General features: G+C 67.2%; 17 protein-coding genes. 12 read left to right on the top strand and 5 right to left on the bottom strand.

Annotated elements, in window-relative coordinates:
- The 7 genes from B4U45_RS16530 to eccE all read left to right on the top strand — a co-directional run.
- A partial coding sequence (locus tag B4U45_RS16530) for a PPE family protein (protein WP_244899374.1) occupies positions 1-1,273 on the top strand: 1,273 nt, incomplete at its 5' end.
- Between the two features lie 33 nt (positions 1,274-1,306).
- On the top strand, positions 1,307-1,600 hold the full coding sequence (gene esxG, locus B4U45_RS16535; protein ID WP_075548677.1) for a type VII secretion system protein EsxG: 294 nt from the start codon (positions 1,307-1,309) through the stop codon (positions 1,598-1,600).
- A gap of 27 nt (positions 1,601-1,627) precedes the next feature.
- A complete protein-coding gene (locus B4U45_RS16540; protein ID WP_023369886.1) occupies positions 1,628-1,918 on the top strand; it encodes a WXG100 family type VII secretion target in 291 nt (96 codons plus the stop codon).
- A gap of 8 nt (positions 1,919-1,926) precedes the next feature.
- The gene (locus tag B4U45_RS16545) at positions 1,927-2,832 is read left to right on the top strand and encodes an ESX secretion-associated protein EspG (protein WP_075548676.1); all 906 of its coding nucleotides are present in this window, start codon (positions 1,927-1,929) and stop codon (positions 2,830-2,832) included.
- Positions 2,833-2,896: 64 nt separating this feature from the next.
- Positions 2,897-4,315, top strand: coding sequence for a type VII secretion integral membrane protein EccD (eccD, locus tag B4U45_RS16550; protein WP_089025052.1), 1,419 nt, complete (start codon positions 2,897-2,899; stop codon positions 4,313-4,315).
- Positions 4,312-5,712, top strand: a complete 1,401-nt coding sequence (mycP, locus tag B4U45_RS16555; protein WP_075548675.1) for a type VII secretion-associated serine protease mycosin — start codon at positions 4,312-4,314, stop codon at positions 5,710-5,712. The genes eccD and mycP overlap by 4 nt, the downstream gene beginning before the upstream one ends.
- Positions 5,709-6,707 (top strand): type VII secretion protein EccE, encoded by a 999-nt coding sequence (gene eccE / locus B4U45_RS16560; RefSeq protein ID WP_075548674.1) that lies wholly within the window; start codon positions 5,709-5,711, stop codon positions 6,705-6,707. Before mycP ends, eccE begins: the two co-directional genes overlap by 4 nt.
- On the opposite strand, the gene B4U45_RS16565 is transcribed toward eccE, so the two are convergent.
- Positions 6,694-7,905, bottom strand: coding sequence for an alpha/beta hydrolase family protein (locus tag B4U45_RS16565; protein WP_075548673.1), 1,212 nt, complete (start codon positions 7,903-7,905; stop codon positions 6,694-6,696). The two genes, eccE and B4U45_RS16565, sit on opposite strands and share 14 nt — an antisense overlap.
- Before the next feature lie 152 nt (positions 7,906-8,057).
- On the opposite strand from B4U45_RS16565, the gene B4U45_RS16570 reads away from it, so the two are divergent.
- A complete protein-coding gene (locus B4U45_RS16570) occupies positions 8,058-8,840 on the top strand; it encodes a trans-aconitate 2-methyltransferase (protein WP_083153895.1) in 783 nt (260 codons plus the stop codon).
- Between the two features lie 492 nt (positions 8,841-9,332).
- Here B4U45_RS16570 and B4U45_RS16575 read toward each other — a convergent pair whose 3' ends face one another.
- The 3 genes from B4U45_RS16575 to B4U45_RS16585 all read right to left on the bottom strand — a co-directional run bounded on the left by B4U45_RS16575 (position 9,333) and on the right by B4U45_RS16585 (position 12,000).
- Complete coding sequence (locus B4U45_RS16575; RefSeq protein ID WP_075548686.1) at positions 9,333-10,721, bottom strand: sulfatase family protein; 1,389 nt, start codon at positions 10,719-10,721, stop codon at positions 9,333-9,335.
- Positions 10,722-10,811: 90 nt separating this feature from the next.
- A complete protein-coding gene (gene bluB / locus B4U45_RS16580; RefSeq protein ID WP_075548671.1) occupies positions 10,812-11,462 on the bottom strand; it encodes a 5,6-dimethylbenzimidazole synthase in 651 nt (216 codons plus the stop codon).
- A gap of 55 nt (positions 11,463-11,517) precedes the next feature.
- Positions 11,518-12,000 carry a hypothetical protein gene (locus B4U45_RS16585; RefSeq protein WP_075548670.1) on the bottom strand — a complete coding sequence of 161 codons (483 nt, stop codon included), beginning with the start codon at positions 11,998-12,000 and terminating at the stop codon, positions 11,518-11,520.
- 57 nt (positions 12,001-12,057) lie between these two features.
- On the opposite strand from B4U45_RS16585, the gene B4U45_RS16590 reads away from it, so the two are divergent.
- Both B4U45_RS16590 and B4U45_RS16595 read left to right on the top strand, forming a co-directional pair.
- Positions 12,058-12,726 carry a phosphatase PAP2 family protein gene (locus B4U45_RS16590; protein WP_075548685.1) on the top strand — a complete coding sequence of 223 codons (669 nt, stop codon included), beginning with the start codon at positions 12,058-12,060 and terminating at the stop codon, positions 12,724-12,726.
- Positions 12,727-12,828: 102 nt separating this feature from the next.
- Positions 12,829-13,485: a L,D-transpeptidase family protein gene (locus B4U45_RS16595; RefSeq protein WP_075548669.1), complete on the top strand. Its 657-nt coding sequence runs from the start codon at positions 12,829-12,831 to the stop codon at positions 13,483-13,485.
- A gap of 10 nt (positions 13,486-13,495) precedes the next feature.
- Here the strand turns inward: B4U45_RS16595 and B4U45_RS16600 are convergent, their stop codons facing one another.
- The gene (locus B4U45_RS16600; protein WP_075548668.1) at positions 13,496-13,981 is read right to left on the bottom strand and encodes a nuclear transport factor 2 family protein; all 486 of its coding nucleotides are present in this window, start codon (positions 13,979-13,981) and stop codon (positions 13,496-13,498) included.
- A gap of 43 nt (positions 13,982-14,024) precedes the next feature.
- On the opposite strand from B4U45_RS16600, the gene B4U45_RS16605 reads away from it, so the two are divergent.
- Together B4U45_RS16605 and B4U45_RS16610 are read left to right on the top strand one after the other, a co-directional pair.
- Positions 14,025-15,254 carry a hypothetical protein gene (locus B4U45_RS16605; RefSeq protein ID WP_075548667.1) on the top strand — a complete coding sequence of 410 codons (1,230 nt, stop codon included), beginning with the start codon at positions 14,025-14,027 and terminating at the stop codon, positions 15,252-15,254.
- A 153-nt stretch (positions 15,255-15,407) separates the two neighbouring features.
- Entirely contained in the window at positions 15,408-17,306 is a 1,899-nt protein-coding gene (locus B4U45_RS16610; protein WP_122526361.1) for an Hsp70 family protein, read from the top strand.
- Positions 17,307-17,465: the final 159 nt, after the last annotated feature.

Raw genomic sequence — 17,465 nt, forward strand, 5'->3', positions numbered from 1 at the left:
CGCCGCAGCGGCCTACACGGCCGCCGCGGCGGCCATGCCGACGCTGGCGGAGCTGGCGGCCAACCACGTCATCCATGGCATCCTGGTGGCGACGAATTTCTTTGGCATCAACACCATTCCGATCGCACTCAACGAGGCCGACTACCTGCGGATGTGGCTTCAGGCCGCCGCGACCATGGGCCTTTACCAAGCGGCCGCGGGCGCGGCACTGGCGTCGACTCCGCGCACCGCGCCGGCGCCGACAATCGTGAATCCCGGCGGCGAACCGGCCGCCGGGATGGTCGCCAACGCGGCTCATTCACCAGCCGCCGCGGTCACGTTCAACCCCTGGCAGTTCCTCTGGCAGCTGCTGCAGGACATGTGGAACGCCTACACGGGCTTCTACGGCTGGATGTTCAAAGAGATCGCGACGTTCCTGCAGGACCCCATCGGCAACTCGATAAAGATGATCATCGCCTTCCTCACCAACCCGGTGGCGGCGTTGATCACCTACGGCCCACTGTTGTTCGCGCTGGGATACCAGGTCTTCTTCAACCTCGTCGGCTGGCCCACCTGGGGCATGGTGCTGAGTTCGCCGTTCCTGGCGCCGGCGGCGCTCAGCCTGGGTCTGAGCGCGATAGCGTTTGCGGCGCTGGCGCCTGCCGAGATCGCAGTGGCTGTCGCCCCCGCTGCGGGAATACCGCTGGCTGTCGCCGTCGCGTCGGCGTCTCCGTGGCCGGCTGTCAGTCTTGCCTCCACGGCCAGCGGTCTCGCGGGGGCTCCGGCGACCCCGTCCGGAGCTGGTGCTACGGCCGGCGCCGTGCCGGCCCCGGCTGCCCCGGCTCCCGCAAGTTTTGCCTACCTGGTTGGCGGCCTTGATGATTGGGGACCCACCTCGGGCCCGACCGTGGGAGGCCGCGGCAGCCTCAAGGCACCCTCGGCGACCGTCCCGGCTGTCGGCGCGGCAGCGGCAAGCCGCGCGGCAACCCGCGCGAAACGCCGCTCGCGGCGCGAATTACGGGACTACGGCGACGAATTCCTCGACATGGACTCCGGCACCGGCCCCGCGGCAACCGAGGACCCCACCCAGGCGTCCGACTGGGGGGCGGGCCCGCTCGGGTTCACCGGAACCACAGCCAAAGAGCCGGTGTTGCATGCGGTCGGCCTGACGGCGCTGGCCGGTGACGAGTTCGGCGGCGGTCCGCGGATGCCGATGGTGCCGAGCAGCTGGGACGGCCCGCAAGAAGGCGTACCGAAGGGGGGAGCCGACGCTTCGCACCACGACAGCGAGTAACCGAAATCCGAATTGCCAGAGAAAGGGGTTGTTATGAGTCTTCTGGATGCCCACATTCCGCAGTTGGTGGCCTCCCAGTCGGCATTTGGCGCCAAGGCGGCGTTGATGCGGCACACGATCGGTCAGGCTGAGCAGTCGGCGATGTCGGCGCAAGCCTTTCACCAGGGCGAGTCCGCCGCCGCGTTTCAGGGCGCCCACGCCCGGTTCGTGGAGGCAGCGGCCAGGGTCAACGCCCTGCTCGACATCGCCCAGGCCAACCTCGGTGACGCCGCCGGAACTTATGTGGCCGCCGATTCCGCGGCTGCGTCCGGCTACACGGCGTTCTGAGCCCACAGACAACCGAAAGGAGTTGTGATGTCACAGATCATGTACAACTACCCGGCGATGCTCGGACACGCCGGGGACATGTCCGGATATGCCGGCACCATGCAGGGCTTGGGCTCGGATATCGCCGCCGAGCAGTCCGCACTGTCGAACGCCTGGCAGGGCGACACCGGGCTGACGTATCAGGCATGGCAGGCGCAGTGGAACCAGGCCATGGCGGATCTGGTGCGGGCCTATCAGTCGATGGCCGGCACGCACGAAGCCAACACCATGGCGATGATGGCCCGCGACCAGGCTGAAGCCGCAAAATGGGGCGGCTAGCAAGTTAGATGATCGCAGAATCCGCAGAACCCTCGCAGCCTAATGCCGTCGAGCTGACGGTCGACAACGCGTGGTTCATCGCCGAGAGCGTCGGGGCCGGCAGCTTCCCGTGGGTGCTGGCCATCACCCCGCCCTACACCGATAGCGCGCAACGAAACGCGTTCTTCGACCGTCAGAAAGACGAGCTGACCGGGCTGGGCTTGATGTCGCCGGACGGTACCGTCAACGCCGCGGTGGCCGACTGGATCAAAGTGGTGTGCTTCCCGGACCGGTGGCTGGACTTACGTTACATAGGGCCGGCATCGGCCGAGGGAACCGGCGAGTTGCTGCGCGGCATTGTCGCCCGGCGGGTCGGCGCCGGCGGCAAGACCTCCCGGAAGTTCAATACCGTCGTCGCGCTGCGCAGCGCTCAGCTGGTCACCTTCACGGCAATGGATATCGATGACCCGCGGGCGCTGGTTCCGGTCCTCGGTGTCGGGCTGTCGCAGCGGCCGCCGGCCCGCTTCGAGGAGTTCAGCATGCCCATGCGGGTCGGCGCTCGCGCCGACGAGCGGCTGCGCTCCGGCGCCCCACTCGAGGAAGTCCTTGACTACCTGGGTATCCCGGCTTCGGCCCGGCCGGTGGTGGAGGCGGTCTTCTCCGGTCCGCGCAGCTACGTCGAGATCGTGGCCGGCTGCAACCGCGACGGCCAGCACACCACCACCGACGTCGGTCTGAGCATCGTCGACACCACCGCCGGCCGGGTATTGGTCAGTCCGTCTCGAGCCTTCGACGGTGAGTGGGTGTCGACCTTCAGCCCCGGGACACCGTTCGCGACTGCCGTCGCGATCGAACAACTCATCGCCAACCTGCCGGAGGGGCAATGGTTCCCCGGTCAGCGGTTGTCCCGCGACTTCTCCGGGCAACCCTCATAACCGAAATTCAGAAAGTGAGTACGATGTCTCCCGAACGGCCCCAACGGATTTGGACGGTCCGGTGATGTCGGGCACCGTGATGCCGATTGTCCGCGTCGCCATCCTCGCCGATAGCCGGTTGACGGAGATGGCCCTGCCCGCGGAGCTGCCGCTGCGCGAAATCCTGCCCGCGGTCCAGCGTTTGGTCGTTCCCGCGGCGGAGAACGGCGACGGCGGCGAGGCCGGATTGGGTGCGGCCGCGCACCTGAGTCTGGCGCCCATCGGCGGTGCACCGTTCAGCCTGGACGCCAGCCTGGACACCGTCGGGGTGGTCGACGGTGATCTGCTCGCATTGCAGCCGGTGCCACCCGGTCCCGCCGCCCCGGGAATCGTCGAGGACATCGCCGACGCCGCCATGATCTTCTCGAGTTCGCGGCTGAGCCCTTGGGGGCCAAAGCATATCCAGCGCGGGGCGCTGGCCGCGGTGATCGGTGTGGCTCTGGTGGCGACCGGGCTGGCGGTCAGCTACCGGGTGGCGACGGGAGCGTTGACCGGCCTGGTCACGGTCAGCGGGATCGCTGTCGTCATGGCGTTGGCCGGGTTGCTGGTCACGGCGCGTTCGCCACGAACGGGGACGGCGGCGTCGGTCGCCGCACTGGTCCCGATCGCCGGGGCACTGGCGCTGGCGGTACCCGGGAAATTCGGTCCGGCGCAGCTGCTGCTGGCGGCCGCGGGTGTCACCGCGTGGTCGCTGATCTGCCTGATGGTGCCCCGCGCCGAACGTGAGCGCATCGTGGCCTTCTTCACCGCGGTGGCGGTGACGGCAGCCGGGGTATGTCTGGCCGCCGGCGCCGAACTGCTGTGGCAGCTGCCGCTGCGCAGTGTCGGCTGCGGGCTGATCGTGGCCGCGCTACTGATCACCATCCAGGCGGCTCAGCTGTCGGCGCTGTGGGCGCGCTTTCCGTTGCCGGTCATCCCGGCGCCCGGGGACCCCACCCCGTCGGCTCCGTCGTTGCGGGTGCTCGAAGACCTGCCGCGGCGGGTGCGCGTCAGTGACGCCCATCAAAGCGGTTTCATCGCCGCGGCCGTGCTGCTGAGCGTCCTGGGATCGGTGGCAATCGCGGTGCGCCCCGAAGCGGTCGGTGGCGTGGGCTGGTACGTGGTGGCGGCGACGGCGGCCGCGACCGCGCTGCGTGCCCGGGTATGGGATTCGGCCGCCTGCAAGGCCTGGTTGCTGGCCCAGCCGCATCTGGTGGCGGGGATCCTGCTGGTGGTCTATACGGCGACCGGGCGCTACGTCGCCGCGTTGGGCGCGGTGCTGGTGCTCGCGGTACTCATGCTGGCTTGGATCGTCGTTGCGCTGAACCCCGTCATTGCCTCACCGGACAGCTACTCGCTGCCGCTGCGCCGCCTGCTGGGCTTTGTCGCCGCCGGCCTTGACGTTTCGCTCATCCCCGTGATGGCATACTTGGTCGGCCTGTTCACCTGGGTCCTCAATCGATGACACGCGGCACCGGATTAGGTTGCTGCGCAGCAATTCTGGCTGTGGTGGTGGCCACCGCTGCGCCGGCGTCGGCTATCGCCCCGCCGGTGGTCGACGCCACCGTGGATCCGCCCAGTGGCACCCCGGGACCGGTGCAGCCGATGGAGCAACGCGGTGCCTGCAGTGTCTCGGGACTCATGGCGGGTACCGACACCGGCATTGCGGCGCCGAGCCAAGCGGTGCTGAATCTGCCTGCGGCATGGCAGTTCTCGCGCGGTGACGGGCAGTTGGTGGCCATCATCGACACCGGGGTGCAACCGGGTCCGCGATTGCCGAACGTGGACGGCGGTGGCGACTTCCTGGATTCGACAGACGGTCTGACCGACTGCGACGGGCACGGCACCCTGGTCGCCGGGGTGGTCGCCGGGCAGCCCGGTAATGACGGCTTCGCCGGAGTCGCGCCGGCGGCGCGGTTGCTGTCGATCAGGGTGACCTCGGCCAAGTTCTCACCGCGGACCTCGGGCGGGGACCCCACGCTGGCCCGGGCAGCGATCGACGTGGACACGCTGTCCCGCGCGATCGTGCATGCGGCCGATCTGGGTGCCCGGGTGATCAACATCTCCGCCGTCACCTGCCTGCCCGCCGACCGGACGGTCGACCAGTCCGCATTGGGAGCGGCGATCAGGTATGCGGCCGTGGACAAGGACGCGGTGATCGTGGCCGCCGCCGGTAACAGCGGCGCGGCCGGCTCGGGTGGTGGTGGTAGCTCCTGCGACTCGAACCCGCTGACCGACCTGAGCCGTCCGGACGATCCACGCAATTGGGCCGGCGTCACCTCGATCTCCATCCCGTCGTGGTGGCAGCCGTACGTGTTGTCGGTGGCATCCTTGGCGCCGGATGGGCAGCCGTCGAAGTTCACCATGGCCGGTCCGTGGGTGGGTATCGCCGCACCCGGGGAAAACATTCTGTCGGTGAGCAACGGCGACGGCGGTGGCCTGGCCAACGGCCTTCCCAATGACCATGAGCAACTGGTGCCGATCAGCGGCACCAGCTACGCGGCCGGCTACGTCTCCGGCGTCGCCGCGCTGGTCCGCAGCAGGTATCCCGGCCTGAGCGCGGGCGAGGTGGTGCGCCGCATCACCGCCACCGCGCACAACGGCGCCCGCGCCCCGTCCAACATTGTCGGCGCCGGCGCTGTCGATCCGGTGGCGGCGCTGACTTGGCAGCTGCCCGCCCCGCAATCAGGCGCGCCAGCGGCGGCAACGGCCAAACCGGTTGCAGTTCCACCGGCACCCAAGCCCAAGGACACCACACCCCGCAACGTCGCATTCGCCGGAGCCGCAGCGCTGGCATTGCTGGTCGGCATCGCCGCAGCAACCGCGGCGACGGTGCGCCGGCGAAAGGAGCCGATCCCGTGAGCCTCAATTCGATTCCGCGCCCGGGAAAAGGGCGGATCGTGGTGGCGCTGCTGGCGATGGTGCCGGCGGCGATGGCTTATCCGTGGCAGTCGACCCGCGACTATTGGCTGATCGGGATCGCCGCTGTCGTGGTGATCGTCCTGTTCGGCTGGTGGCGTGGACTGCACTTCACCAGGATCGTGCGTCGCCGGCTGGCCATGATGCGGCGACGGCGGTCGGGCGCCGATCCCGCAACCGAGGTGCGCACCACGGCGCTGCTGCGCATCGGTCCGCCGGCCCCGGGACTGGAGGTACTCCCGCTGCCGTTGATAGCCGGGTATCTGGACCGCTACGGCATCCGCGCCGACGCCGTCCGAATCACCGGGCGTGTCAACGCGGCGGGTGAGCGGGAGCTGTGGATCGGGATGACGGTATCGGCCGCCGCCAACCTGGCGGCCCTGCAAGCCCGGTCACCGCGGATCCCGTTGCAGCAGACCGCCGAGGTCGCCGCGCGCCGGCTCGCCGACCACCTTCGCGAAATCGGTTGGGACGTCGGCATGGTTGCGCGCGACGACGCGCCACGGTTGCTGGCTCGAGCCGATCGCGAAACGTGGCGGTGCATGCGCCACGGCGACTCCGATTACCTTGCCGCATACCGGGTCAGCGTGGATGCAGCATTGCCCGAAACGTTGGCGGCCGTGTGGTCGCATCCGGCGCGTGAGACCTGGGCGGCATTGGAGATTGGCACCGGCGGTCGACCGGGCAGTCCGCCCACGGTTGCCGTCGCGTGCGCGTTCCGTACCGATACGCGTCCCGACGGCGCGGCGCCGCTGGCCGGACTGACGCTGCAACGCGGCAGCCAATGGCTGGCGCTGGCGGGATTGGAGCCGTCGTGCACCCGGCGACTCGACGGACACACCGACACGCCCGACGGCCTGCTGGAGCGACTGGTGTGGCCCACCGCGCCGGCGTGGGCGGGGCACCCGTCGCTCACCGAGGCCGCTAGTCGAACATGAAGCTTCGCAGGAACAGCGTCATCCGCCGCAGGTAATCCAACTGGCTCACATGCATGACGTGACTGCCGGGAAACCAGTGCAGCGCGCAGTGATCCCAGTGCTCCCACAGCGTTACGGCGTGCTCCGGTGGAGCCATCCGATCGCCGAGGCCGGTGATGATCATCCGGCGGTGCTTGGGCAGCAGCGGCCGATAGTTCAACGGGCCGTGGTAGGCCAGCCCGGCGCTCAGCTCGTCACGGCTGATGCGCGACAGGCACAGGCCCAGCCGGACCAGCCCGCTGGCCGGAAACCATTCGTCGAACAGTTTGCCGGGGCTCACCACCGGGCAGTTAGGAATGACGGCCTCGAGCCGGTTCTCCACCGACGCCACCAGCGCGGACGTGTAGCCGCCCAGCGATATTCCGGTCAGTGCGATTCGCGAGACACCGGTGTGGCGCAGGTAGTCCACGATGGAGCGAAAGTCGTACACCGCCTGGGCCATCGCCTCGGCGAAGCCGCTCAAGCCGCCGGCGAAGAAACCGAAACCGCTGAACGGCGAATGCCTCTCGGCCCGCTTGCCGTGAAAAGGCAAGGTGTACAACAGAACATCGTAACCCGACCGGTAATACCACGGCAGTGAGAAGAACAGCCCGTTGAGCAGGTAAGACGAGCCCATGAAACCGTGGATGACGCACAGTGTGGGGCGCGGCCCGTCGTCATGGCGCCAATGCTGTGCGCGCACAACGTTGTTTGCGGTCAATCCGCTCCACTGCTTGCGCATGGTGGGGTTGACCGCCCGGAAGCCGCTGGCAAACGAGATGTCGTCGACGGTGCCACGCGCGATCCACTCGGCGAGCGGGCTGGCGCGCCGCGACGAAATCTTGGGCAGATCCGTCGGCGCCGAAAACGACTTCGCCGGGTCACGTTCGGCGGCCAGTTCGGCGTAGAAGTTCAAGTTGCTGCGTTCGCTGCCGGAGTTGAGCCGCAGCAAAGCGGTGGCGACGACGGCCGGTGCCACCGTGGTGGACAGCACCGATGACGCCGCGGTGCGCAGCGCGATATCGCCGACCGCCGATGACTCGACGACGATGCGTTGACGCAGCGAAAGCGCAGATGGTGGCGGTAGCCCTTCGGCGCCGGCGTCGGCGCCGGGTACGTCGGGAATCGGGACCGGCGGATCGATGGGATCCGCTTCAGACATCTCCGAAAACTCCGACATCCCGTCGATGGTAACTCGCCGACATCGCGGGGTGCCGGAGAATTCGACAGCGTCGTCAATTTCTGGGGCAATGCCGTGCGCGTCCGGACCCCATGGGTAATAGGTTGTTCCATAACACCCGATTGGCGACGGTGTTGATCAGGAGGACCGACATGTGGGATCCCGACGTCTACCTGGCCTTTGCGGATCATCGCAGCCGTCCGTTCTACGACCTGGTGTCCCGGGTGGGCGCCAAGCGGGCGCGCCGGGTGGTCGACCTGGGTTGCGGTCCCGGCCACCTGACTCGGCACCTGGCGCGACGCTGGCCCGAGGCGACGATCGAGGCATTGGACAGTTCACCGGAAATGGTCGCCGCCGCCCGGGAACGCGGTATCGACGCGACGACCTGCGACGTGCGGAACTGGAAACCTCGGCCCGACACCGACGTGGTGGTCAGCAACGCCGCACTGCACTGGGTGCCCGAACACTCGGAACTGCTGGTCCGCTGGGCCGGCGAGCTGCCGGCCGGATCCTGGATGGCGGTTCAGGTCCCGGGCAACTTCGATACCCCGTCGCACGCCGTGGTGCGCACCCTAGCCCGGCGGGAGCCGTACGCAAAGCTGTTGCGCGACATCCCGTTTCGGGTGGGAGCGGTGGTGCATCCGCCGGCGCACTACGCGAATCTGCTGATGGACGCCGGATGCAAGGTCGATGCCTGGGAGACCACCTACCTGCACCAGCTCACCGGTGAGCACCCGGTGTTGGAATGGATCACCGGCACCGCGCTGGTTCCGGTGCGGGAACGGCTGGACGACGCGGGTTGGGAGCAGTTCCGCCAGGAGCTGATTCCGCTGCTCGACGACGCCTACCCGCGCCGCGCCGACGGTACCACGATCTTCCCGTTCCGCCGGCTGTTCGTCGTCGCCGAGGTCGGGGGAGCACGCCGCGGCTCGTGAGCTTTCGCTGTCGGTCGGACGTTGCGCTGGTCGGGATCCGGTTTGGCCGAGTCGCGTTTCGCACCGCCCGCATCGACGCCGATCCATGCGCGATTGCCGTCACATTCGTCATATGGGTTTTCAGGACGCGGGTTGTCGCGGTAAGCGTTGGGCGGCTACGCCACGGTGACGGAGCTGAGAAATCGCGAGCTGATGTTGGCCGTGTCGAGTGTGCGCTGACGGGTGTCGAGTGTGCGCTGGTGGCGCCGAGCGTGCCGCGAGGGCGGGCCAATCGCGAATGTTCCCGCCCTACAAGCACACTGAAAGCCGTCACGGCACACCCGATACGGCGGCATGGCAGCCGACCCGGTGAACAGGTGGGGCCATCGACGTGCCGAAAACAGAGGCCCGGCGGTGGGTACTCAGCCGAGGACGGCCACCTTGAATCGACTGATGCGGGCACAATGACCCGAGGAGGCTGGTGTGGCCAATGTGGCTGGCGCGAAGCGCATGCTATTGACTGGCCGGCGCGGCTTCTTCCTCGATACCGCGGTCGGCTGCGATCGCCGACCTGCTGCTGGGCGCGGTTCGATGGATCCGACGATACGTTTCGGTGTAACGCTCCGCAATCCGGGTGCCGGCGAATTCCGACGGGATCACGTCTCCGGTGCGCTGACGCCAATCATGAAGCCGGACAGCAAGATCCGCCGCGACCGCAAAAACCTCCGCGGCGGTGTCACCGGTCAGCAGATTCGTGGTCTCGCTCGGGTCGGCGCGCAGATCGTACAGCTCCCGTTGCGGTCGCGGTGACCTGACGAACGGTGCGACCGCCATCCCCGACGGGCTTTCCTCGATATCCCACGGCAGATCCAGCAACGGGCGGGGCACATAGTTTTCGATGTAGCTGAATTCCTTTGTGCGGATGGCGCGTATCGGGTCAAACGAGTCGTGGTAGGTCTTGGTGGTGTACACATGGTCGCGAACCGGCTCGCCCTGGGGATCGGATCCGAGCAAGGAGGCCGCGTGCGACATGCCGTCGACATCGGCCGGGATGTCGACCCCCAGCAGGCCCAGCAGTGTCGGCAACAGGTCCACGCCGCTGAACAATTCGTCGTAGACGCGTCGGGTAACTCCGCGGCGGCTGGGTGGACGGATGATCATCGCGATGCCGGTTCCGGCGTCGTAGAGCGTGGATTTGGCACGCGGAAACGCCGGGCCGTGATCGGTCAGGAACACCACCCAGGTGTTGGTGTCCAGTCCAGTTTCGCTGAGTGTGTCCAAGATTCGCCCGACGGCGGCGTCCGCGGTGGTGATGGCTCCGTAGAAATCGGCTAGGTCCTGGCGCACTTCGGGGGTGTCGGGGAGATAGTCGGGGACCTCGACACCCGCGCTGTCGGCCGGTTCGTAGCGTTCGTGCGGGTAGGGCCGGTGGGTTTCGAAAAACCCCGCGGTAAGCAGGAACGGCTGGCCGGAGAGATCCGGCACGCAATCCTGCAGCCACTCCTCGACCTTCGCCACCACGTATTCGCAATAGGAGTTCGACACGTCGAATTCGTCGAATCCCAGCCGGGCCGGGTAGGACGTCTCGTGTTGCATCCCGAAAAGAGCTGAGTACCAACCCTGCTCGCCCAACAGTTGCGGCAATGTCCGGACCCCGCTGCGGTATTCCCAGCCGTGATGGGCCAACCCCACCAGCCCATTGGTTTGCGGGTAGCGACCGGTGAACAGCGATCCGCGCGACGGCGAGCACAGCGGGGCGGTGGCGTGCGCCCGGGTTAACAAGATCCCCTCCGCGGCAAGCTGGTCCAGTCGCGGGCTGACGACATCCGGGTGACCGTAAACACCGAGGTAGCGCCCCAGGTCGTGCCAATGCACGATCAGCACGTTGTCTATGCCGTCTATGCCGTCGTTACCTTCACCCGTCACCGTCTGCCACCTCTCGAGCCACCTTGCGGCGGCGACGATACCCGGTATCGACCGAGCCGGCGAAGTTCACATCTGTCCCCAGCGGTTCTCCCAGACGAACTCCGGGAGTGGCCGCGCGACGGCCCAGCCGTCCAGCTCCAGCGCCGGCCGTTCGGGAAACTCGGGCACCGGGCCCAAACACAGCACTGCCACCGGTTCCGCATCGGAGGGGATCTCCAGCAGCGCCGCCAACCGTTGCGGATCGAACAGCGACACCCAACCCATGCCGAGCCCTTCGGCGCGCGCTGCCAGCCACAGATTCTGGATCGCGCAGGACACCGACGCCAGGTCCATCTGGGGTAGGGTGCGTCGGCCGAAGATGTGCACGTCGCGGTTGTCGCACAGCGCCACCACCAGCAGCTCGGCGCACTCGAGAATGCCCTCGACCTTGAGCGCAAGAAACTCCTCGGCGCGTTCGCCCAGGGCGTGCGCCGTCCGGGCGCGCTCGTCGTCGACGAGGGTGTGGATCTCGTTGCGCAGCGCCTCGTCGGTGATCCGGATGATCCGCCAGGGCTGCATCAGACCGACACTGGGCGCGGCGTGTGCGGCGTGCAGCAACCGAGCCAGCACCTCTTCGGGCACCACGCTGCCGGGCAGGAAGCGGCGCATGTCCCGGCGTTCGGAGATCACGCGATACACCGCCTGCCGCTCGGCGGCAGTGAACGCGAATTCGGTCACCCGGTCATCGTAGAAAAGGTGCGGCTCGTGCGGCCCGGATCAGGGACTACCCGGATCAGGGACTGTAGGTGACCCCGACCGCGCGGAACACGTACTCGGGCGGCACGTCGAAGGCAAGTGATCGCAGCGGCAGGCGAGTCAGCACGTCCTCGCCGATGTCCGTTTTGAAGTGCAGCGACAGCTGGCCGTGGAACCGCGGGTCCACCTTGGCGACATCGAGTTCCAGTTGCAGTCCCGTCGACGAGATCTCGGCGGTTGCGGCGCCGGTCTGCGGCGCGTCCCAGCGCACGTCGACGGCGCGGCCGGCCAGCTTGGGCAGCGACGAGAGCGTTCCCAGCACCCGCTGCTCGGTGAACGCCAGTGCGCCCGGGTAGCTGGCAATGCTGTGCGATGCCCGCAAACCGGGAATTGCGCCGGTGAACCGCCTGGTGACCGCGACATACTCTTCGAGGTAGATGAGTCCTTCGGCTTCGAGCTGATCCCGCAAGTCGGCGGGTAGCTTGCCGATGCCGAACATTCTGCGAAAAATCACCGCCATGAGGCCAGTATGGGGCCGCTGGGGCCGGGCCGCACCGTCGCCTGGTATCCGTTGAACATGATCCGTCGCCCGATCAGCGTGGCCGTGATGCTCGCGGCGGCTGCGACCGTCGGCTACGCCGTGTTGTGGGTGGGGCACCGCCAGGACTGGGGTTGGGTGCATGGCCTGGATTGGTCGTTGTTGAACGCCGCGCACGACGTCGGGATCAAGCATCCGGCTTGGGTGGACTTCTGGGTCGGCGTGTCGTTCGTACTGGGCCCGATCCCGATGCGGCTGATCGGCATGGCGATGGCGGTGGTTGCGGCGTTGCAGCACAAGGTGCGGATGGCGCTGCTGCTGTTGGCCTGTTTGCCGCTCAACGGATTGGTCACGATGGCCGCCAAGGATCTGGCCGGCCGGCCGCGACCGGTGACCGAATTCGTCACCGCGCCGTCGACCTCATTCCCGTCCGGGCATGCGCTCGAGATGACGGCCAGTGCGCTTGCGTTGCTGACCTTCCTGCTGCCGATGACGAGTCATCGGTGGGTGCGCGTGGTCTTGGTCGCGGCGGCCGCGCTGGGTGTGCTGACAGTCGGCACCGCCCGGGTGGCTTTGAATGTGCACCACCCGTCGGATGTGATCGCGGGTTGGTTACTGGGATACGTGTATTTTCTGGTGTGCCTGTGGGTGTTTCGGCCGCTACCGGTAACGGCTGCGGAGCCGGCCCGGCTTGCCGAAGTCCGCTGACGCCCTGCGGCGCGGCGCTTTTCGCAGTGTCTCGGCGCAGTGATCCAACCGGAACTAAACCTTTACTTGACCCTGAGGTTTCGTCCCCTTGACGATGAAACGATGCACCGACTGGGAGCTGTACTGTGTGCTGCGGTGTGCCTGGCCGGAGCGGCGCTGGGACTCGCCCCGGTGACCGTCGCGGCGGGCAATCCGTGGTTCGCGAACTCGGTCGGCAATGCCACGCAGGTGGTTTCGGTGGTCTCGACCGGCGGCTCCACCGCGAAAATGGATGTGTACCAGCGCACCGCCGCCGGCTGGCAGCCGCTCAAGACCGGGATTCCCACCCATGTCGGTTCGGCGGGAATGGCGCCGCAGGCCAAGAGCGGTTATCCGGCCACCCCGATGGGCGTCTACAGCCTGGACTCGGCTTTCGGCACCGCGCCCAATCCCGGTGGCGGACTTCCGTATACGCAAGTCGGACCCAACCACTGGTGGAGCGGGGACGACCACAGCCCCACCTTCAACAGCATGCAGGTGTGTCAGAAAGCCCAATGCCCGTTCAACACCGCCGAGAGTGAGAACCTGCAGATCCCGCAGTACAAGCATTCGGTGGTGATGGGCGTCAACAAGAACAAGGTGCCCGGCGGCGGTGCCGCGTTCTTCTTCCACACCACCGACGGCGGACCCACAGCGGGATGCGTGGCAATCGACGATGCCACACTGGTGCAGATCATCCGGTGGTTGCGGCCCGGCGCGGTGATCGCGATCGCGAAGTAACCCCGGGCCGTCAGTCGGCCAAAGCGCGGCCCGGTCGCACGGTGAACCCCAGGTTGGCCAGCGCCATCGTCGCCTCGTAGGTGCGGTCGTATCCGGTGGCGCTGATTCGCCAACCCTCGGCGGTCCGCCGATACTCGTCGCGGTAGAACGCCGCACCGATCAGCATGAAATTGGCTTCGGCGACGATGACGCGATCCTGCAGATACCAGCTGCCCGTCGCGGTGTCGCCGGTCACCGTGATCTCCGGATGGGTCACCCGGTGTTCGGTGATGATGTTGGGCCCCAACGCCGAGCGCAGGTAGTCCACCACGTCGGTGCGGTTGGAAAAATGCAGCTCCTTGCCCAGCGACGACCCGTAGTCGCCGCGCACGTCCTCGGTCAGGGTGTCGGCGAAGTCGTCCCAGTGCTTGGTGTCCAGGGCCCGCAGATAGCGGTACTTGATTCGTTTGATTGCTTCGACATCCGCCATGAGGGCCGCCAGGTCTGCAGGGTTCATCACGTCATTGCAGCACGTTCGCCGCCGACATTATCGTCGGGGCATGAGCCAATCCCGCTACGCCAGGTTGTCCCGCGCGGAGCTGGCAATCCTGGTGCCCGAACTGCTGTTGATCGGGCAGCTGATCGACCGCTCCGGTATGGCGTGGTGCATCCAGGCGTTCGGTCGCGAGGAGATGCTGCAGATCGCGATCGAGGAGTGGGCCGCAGCCAGCCCGATTTACACCAGGCGCATGCAACAGGCGCTGAACTTCCAGGGTGACGACGTACCCACCATCTTCAAGGGCCTGCAACTCGATATCGGCGCTCCGCCGCAATTCATGGACTTCCGCTTCACCGTGCACGATCGGTGGCACGGCGAATTCCGCCTGGACCACTGCGGTGCGCTGCTCGATGTCGAACCCCTGGGCGACGAGTACGTCTTCGGCATGTGCCACACCATTGAGGACCCGACCTTCGACGCCACAGCGGTGGCCACCAACCCGCGGGCGCAGGTTAGGCCCATCCACCGGCCGCCGCGCATGCCAGCCGACCGGCAGCCGCACTGCGCGTGGACCGTCGTCATCGACGAGTCCCACCCCGAGGCCCGGGGCATCCCGGCGCTGCACGTCGTTGCGCAAAGTAAAGCTGCCCGTTGGGAATTGGCGGCCATCGACTCTTCCGACGACGGACTGGCCGACTATGCGGGCCCGTTGCTGTCCGATCTCGACTTCGGTGCCTTCTCTCACTCGGCGCTGGTGCGGATAGCCGACGAAATCTGCCTGCAAATGCACCTGCTATACCTGTCGTTCGCCATCGCGGTCGGCAAACGCGCCGGTGCGGACGCCGAATTGGCCCGGTCGATCAGCACCCGCCAATTGACCGGGATAGCCGGGCTGGCCGCGGAACGCATCCATCGCGCACTGGCCCTGCCCGGCGGAATCGGCGGCGTGTTCCGGGTATTCGAATTGCACCCGCTGTTCAACCCCGCCGGCTATATCGAGGCGGAGACGACGGGGGACAGCTGGCTTGTGCACGGCTCGCCGGGGCACGACGACGCCGCATGGATTTCGCTGTGCACGCCCGAATCCGGACAACCGCTGCAGGCGATCGCCACCGCGGTCGACCCGCACGTCGCCGTCCGGGTCACCGGGACGAACACCGAGTGGGCCGCCGAACTGGCGAAAACCGATACGCCGGGATCCGAATTGCCGGAGGTGTTGGTGGCCAAGGTAAGTGGCGGGTCCAACTTTGTATTCCAGCCCAGGCGTTCGCTGCCGCTGACCGCCGTCTGACCCCACGCCGTATGTCAAGGTGATGGTTGTACCTTTTCGGTGACGACACGGCATCGACCGCATACCGATGAGATTGGGAGCGAACGCAATCCGGTATGCCCGCGGCTATGGTTGACCCTGGCCTTCGACCCTATCGACGAAAGTATCCGCTCTATGTACGACCCGCTGGGGTTGTCGATCGGGACCACGAACCTGGTTGCGGCAGCTAACCGAAGCACTCCGGTCGTCCGTCGCGCTGTGCTGACGCTGTACCCGCATTGCGCCCCGAAAATCGGTGTGCTCGACCGTAACCCGGACGTGGCCGAGTCCGGCACATTGATGAGTGGTTTTGTGGAACGCGTCGGCGACTCGGTTGCCCTGGTGTCCCCGGACGGCTCGGCTCATGATCCGGACCTGCTGACGGTCGAGGCGCTGGACGCGATGGTGGTCGCCGCCGGCGCGGACGCGAGTTCGTCGGAGATCGCGATCGCCGTCCCCGCTTACTGGAAACCGGGAACCGTCCAGGCGCTGCGCAATGCCCTGCGCACGCATGTCGGCTTCGTGCGTAGCGGTATGGCGCCGCAATTGGTCCCCGACGTAATCGCGGCGATGACGGCGGCGAATACCGAGCTGGCTATCCCGGCCGGTGGCGTGGTCGGTTTGCTCGATTTCGGCGGCTCCGCCTCGTACGCTACTTTGGTGGAGACCAGGTCCGATTTCGAACCGGTAAGCGCCACAATGCGTTACGAGGATTTCGCCGGTGAACAGATCGACCAGGCGATACTGCTGCACGTCATCGACCGGCTCGGCCGCGACGACATCGATCAGGCCGGCACCGCCGCCGTCGTCCAGCTCGGCCTGCTGAAGGAACGGTGCCGAGAGGCCAAGGAGCGGTTATCCACCGACGCGGTCACGGAATTGGCTGTGGAGCTGGCGGGAACCAGCACTACGATCCGGCTCACCCGGGACACGTTCGATGACCTGATCCAGGATCGGCTGACCGGTTTCATCTACGCGTTCGACGACATGCTGGCGCGCAACAAGGCGAGTTGGACCGACCTGGCAGCGGTGGTCACCGTCGGCGGCGGCGCCAGCATTCCGCTTGTCACTCAACGTCTTTCCTTTCACACCCGGCTCCCGGTGCTGACCGTTTCGCAGCCGGCCTGCGCGGCCGCGGCCGGTGCGCTGTTGCTGGCTGCCCGTGGACGAGAGCTGGACTTCCGCACTCGGACGTCCGTCGGCTTGATGGCCAGGGCTGCGGCCGCGTCCGGTACCGCCCTGATCGAGCTGCCGGCCGGTGACGTGATGGTGATCGACCAGGAGGCGGTGACCGATCGCGAGCTGGCCTGGTCGCAAACGGACTTCCCGGGCGACGTGCCGGTGCGGTTCGAGGGCGACTCCTACAACGAGGACGGCCCGTGCTGGTCGATGCGCTTGAACGTGATCGACCCGCCCAAAGAACCGCCGTGGCGCCGGTTGCGGTTCTCTCAGCTGCTGATCGGCCTCTCCGCGGTGGTGGCGATGACCGCGATCGGCGGTGTGGCATTCACCTTGACCGGCGTCGAGCGGCGCCAGGCTCCCGTGGTGCCCAGTGTGGCGCCGCTGCCCGCGCCCTCGGTGTCGCTGCGGCCGAGTGCGGCGGCGCCCAGCCCGGTCAAGCCGCCGCCCAGCTCGGTGCCGGCGCCCAGTGCGGCTCCGGCCCCAACGACCGTCGCGCCGCCACCACCGCCATCACCGACGTTGACGGCGCCGCCGCCGACGTCGACGCTGGCGCCGTCACCGGTGGTGACCACGACAACCGCGCCTCGGCTCACCACCACCACAAGTCCCCGGCCGACCAGCAGCACCTCGGCGACGCCGACCACGACGGTTGAGCCCGAGGACACCACGGCCGAAGATGCGCCGACTACCACCTCGACGGTGAAGATGACCACGGAGTGGTTGCACGTCCCGCTGCTGCCCGTGCCGATTCCAATTCAGGTGCCGGCGAATCAGGCTCCGCAAAACCCGGCGCCGCAGACCCAGCAGCCTCAAGGGCCGCAGAATCCGTTCGCGAGTTCCGGCGCCCCCTGAGCCGACTCCGCGGCTGGCAGTCAGCTTTGAGCTTAACCAGAACCGGTCCGCGACCTGCTGGACGCGAGTAGTGTCCGAATTGGGCACAATTTTATAAGCGCCAGCTATTTGGATGTAACTAGTCGCACCAGCAATGCGGCGTGAGGATTGTCGACGGCG

Origin of the sequence: Mycobacterium persicum (assembly GCF_002086915.1) — a bacterium.
Taxonomy (GTDB): Bacteria; Actinomycetota; Actinomycetes; order Mycobacteriales; family Mycobacteriaceae; genus Mycobacterium; species Mycobacterium persicum.

Coding starts and splice junctions, on each gene's coding strand:
- eccD (WP_089025052.1), top strand. CDS start 2,897: ATGTCGGGCACCGTGATGCCGATTGTCCGCGTCGCCATCCTCGCCGAT.
- B4U45_RS16600 (WP_075548668.1), bottom strand. CDS start 13,981: ATGAACCCTGCAGACCTGGCGGCCCTCATGGCGGATGTCGAAGCAATC.
- B4U45_RS16545 (WP_075548676.1), top strand. CDS start 1,927: ATGATCGCAGAATCCGCAGAACCCTCGCAGCCTAATGCCGTCGAGCTG.
- B4U45_RS16605 (WP_075548667.1), top strand. CDS start 14,025: ATGAGCCAATCCCGCTACGCCAGGTTGTCCCGCGCGGAGCTGGCAATC.
- B4U45_RS16540 (WP_023369886.1), top strand. CDS start 1,628: ATGTCACAGATCATGTACAACTACCCGGCGATGCTCGGACACGCCGGG.
- mycP (WP_075548675.1), top strand. CDS start 4,312: ATGACACGCGGCACCGGATTAGGTTGCTGCGCAGCAATTCTGGCTGTG.
- esxG (WP_075548677.1), top strand. CDS start 1,307: ATGAGTCTTCTGGATGCCCACATTCCGCAGTTGGTGGCCTCCCAGTCG.
- B4U45_RS16610 (WP_122526361.1), top strand. CDS start 15,408: ATGTACGACCCGCTGGGGTTGTCGATCGGGACCACGAACCTGGTTGCG.
- B4U45_RS16565 (WP_075548673.1), bottom strand. CDS start 7,905: ATGTCGGAGTTTTCGGAGATGTCTGAAGCGGATCCCATCGATCCGCCG.
- B4U45_RS16585 (WP_075548670.1), bottom strand. CDS start 12,000: ATGGCGGTGATTTTTCGCAGAATGTTCGGCATCGGCAAGCTACCCGCC.
- B4U45_RS16590 (WP_075548685.1), top strand. CDS start 12,058: ATGATCCGTCGCCCGATCAGCGTGGCCGTGATGCTCGCGGCGGCTGCG.
- B4U45_RS16570 (WP_083153895.1), top strand. CDS start 8,058: ATGTGGGATCCCGACGTCTACCTGGCCTTTGCGGATCATCGCAGCCGT.
- B4U45_RS16595 (WP_075548669.1), top strand. CDS start 12,829: ATGCACCGACTGGGAGCTGTACTGTGTGCTGCGGTGTGCCTGGCCGGA.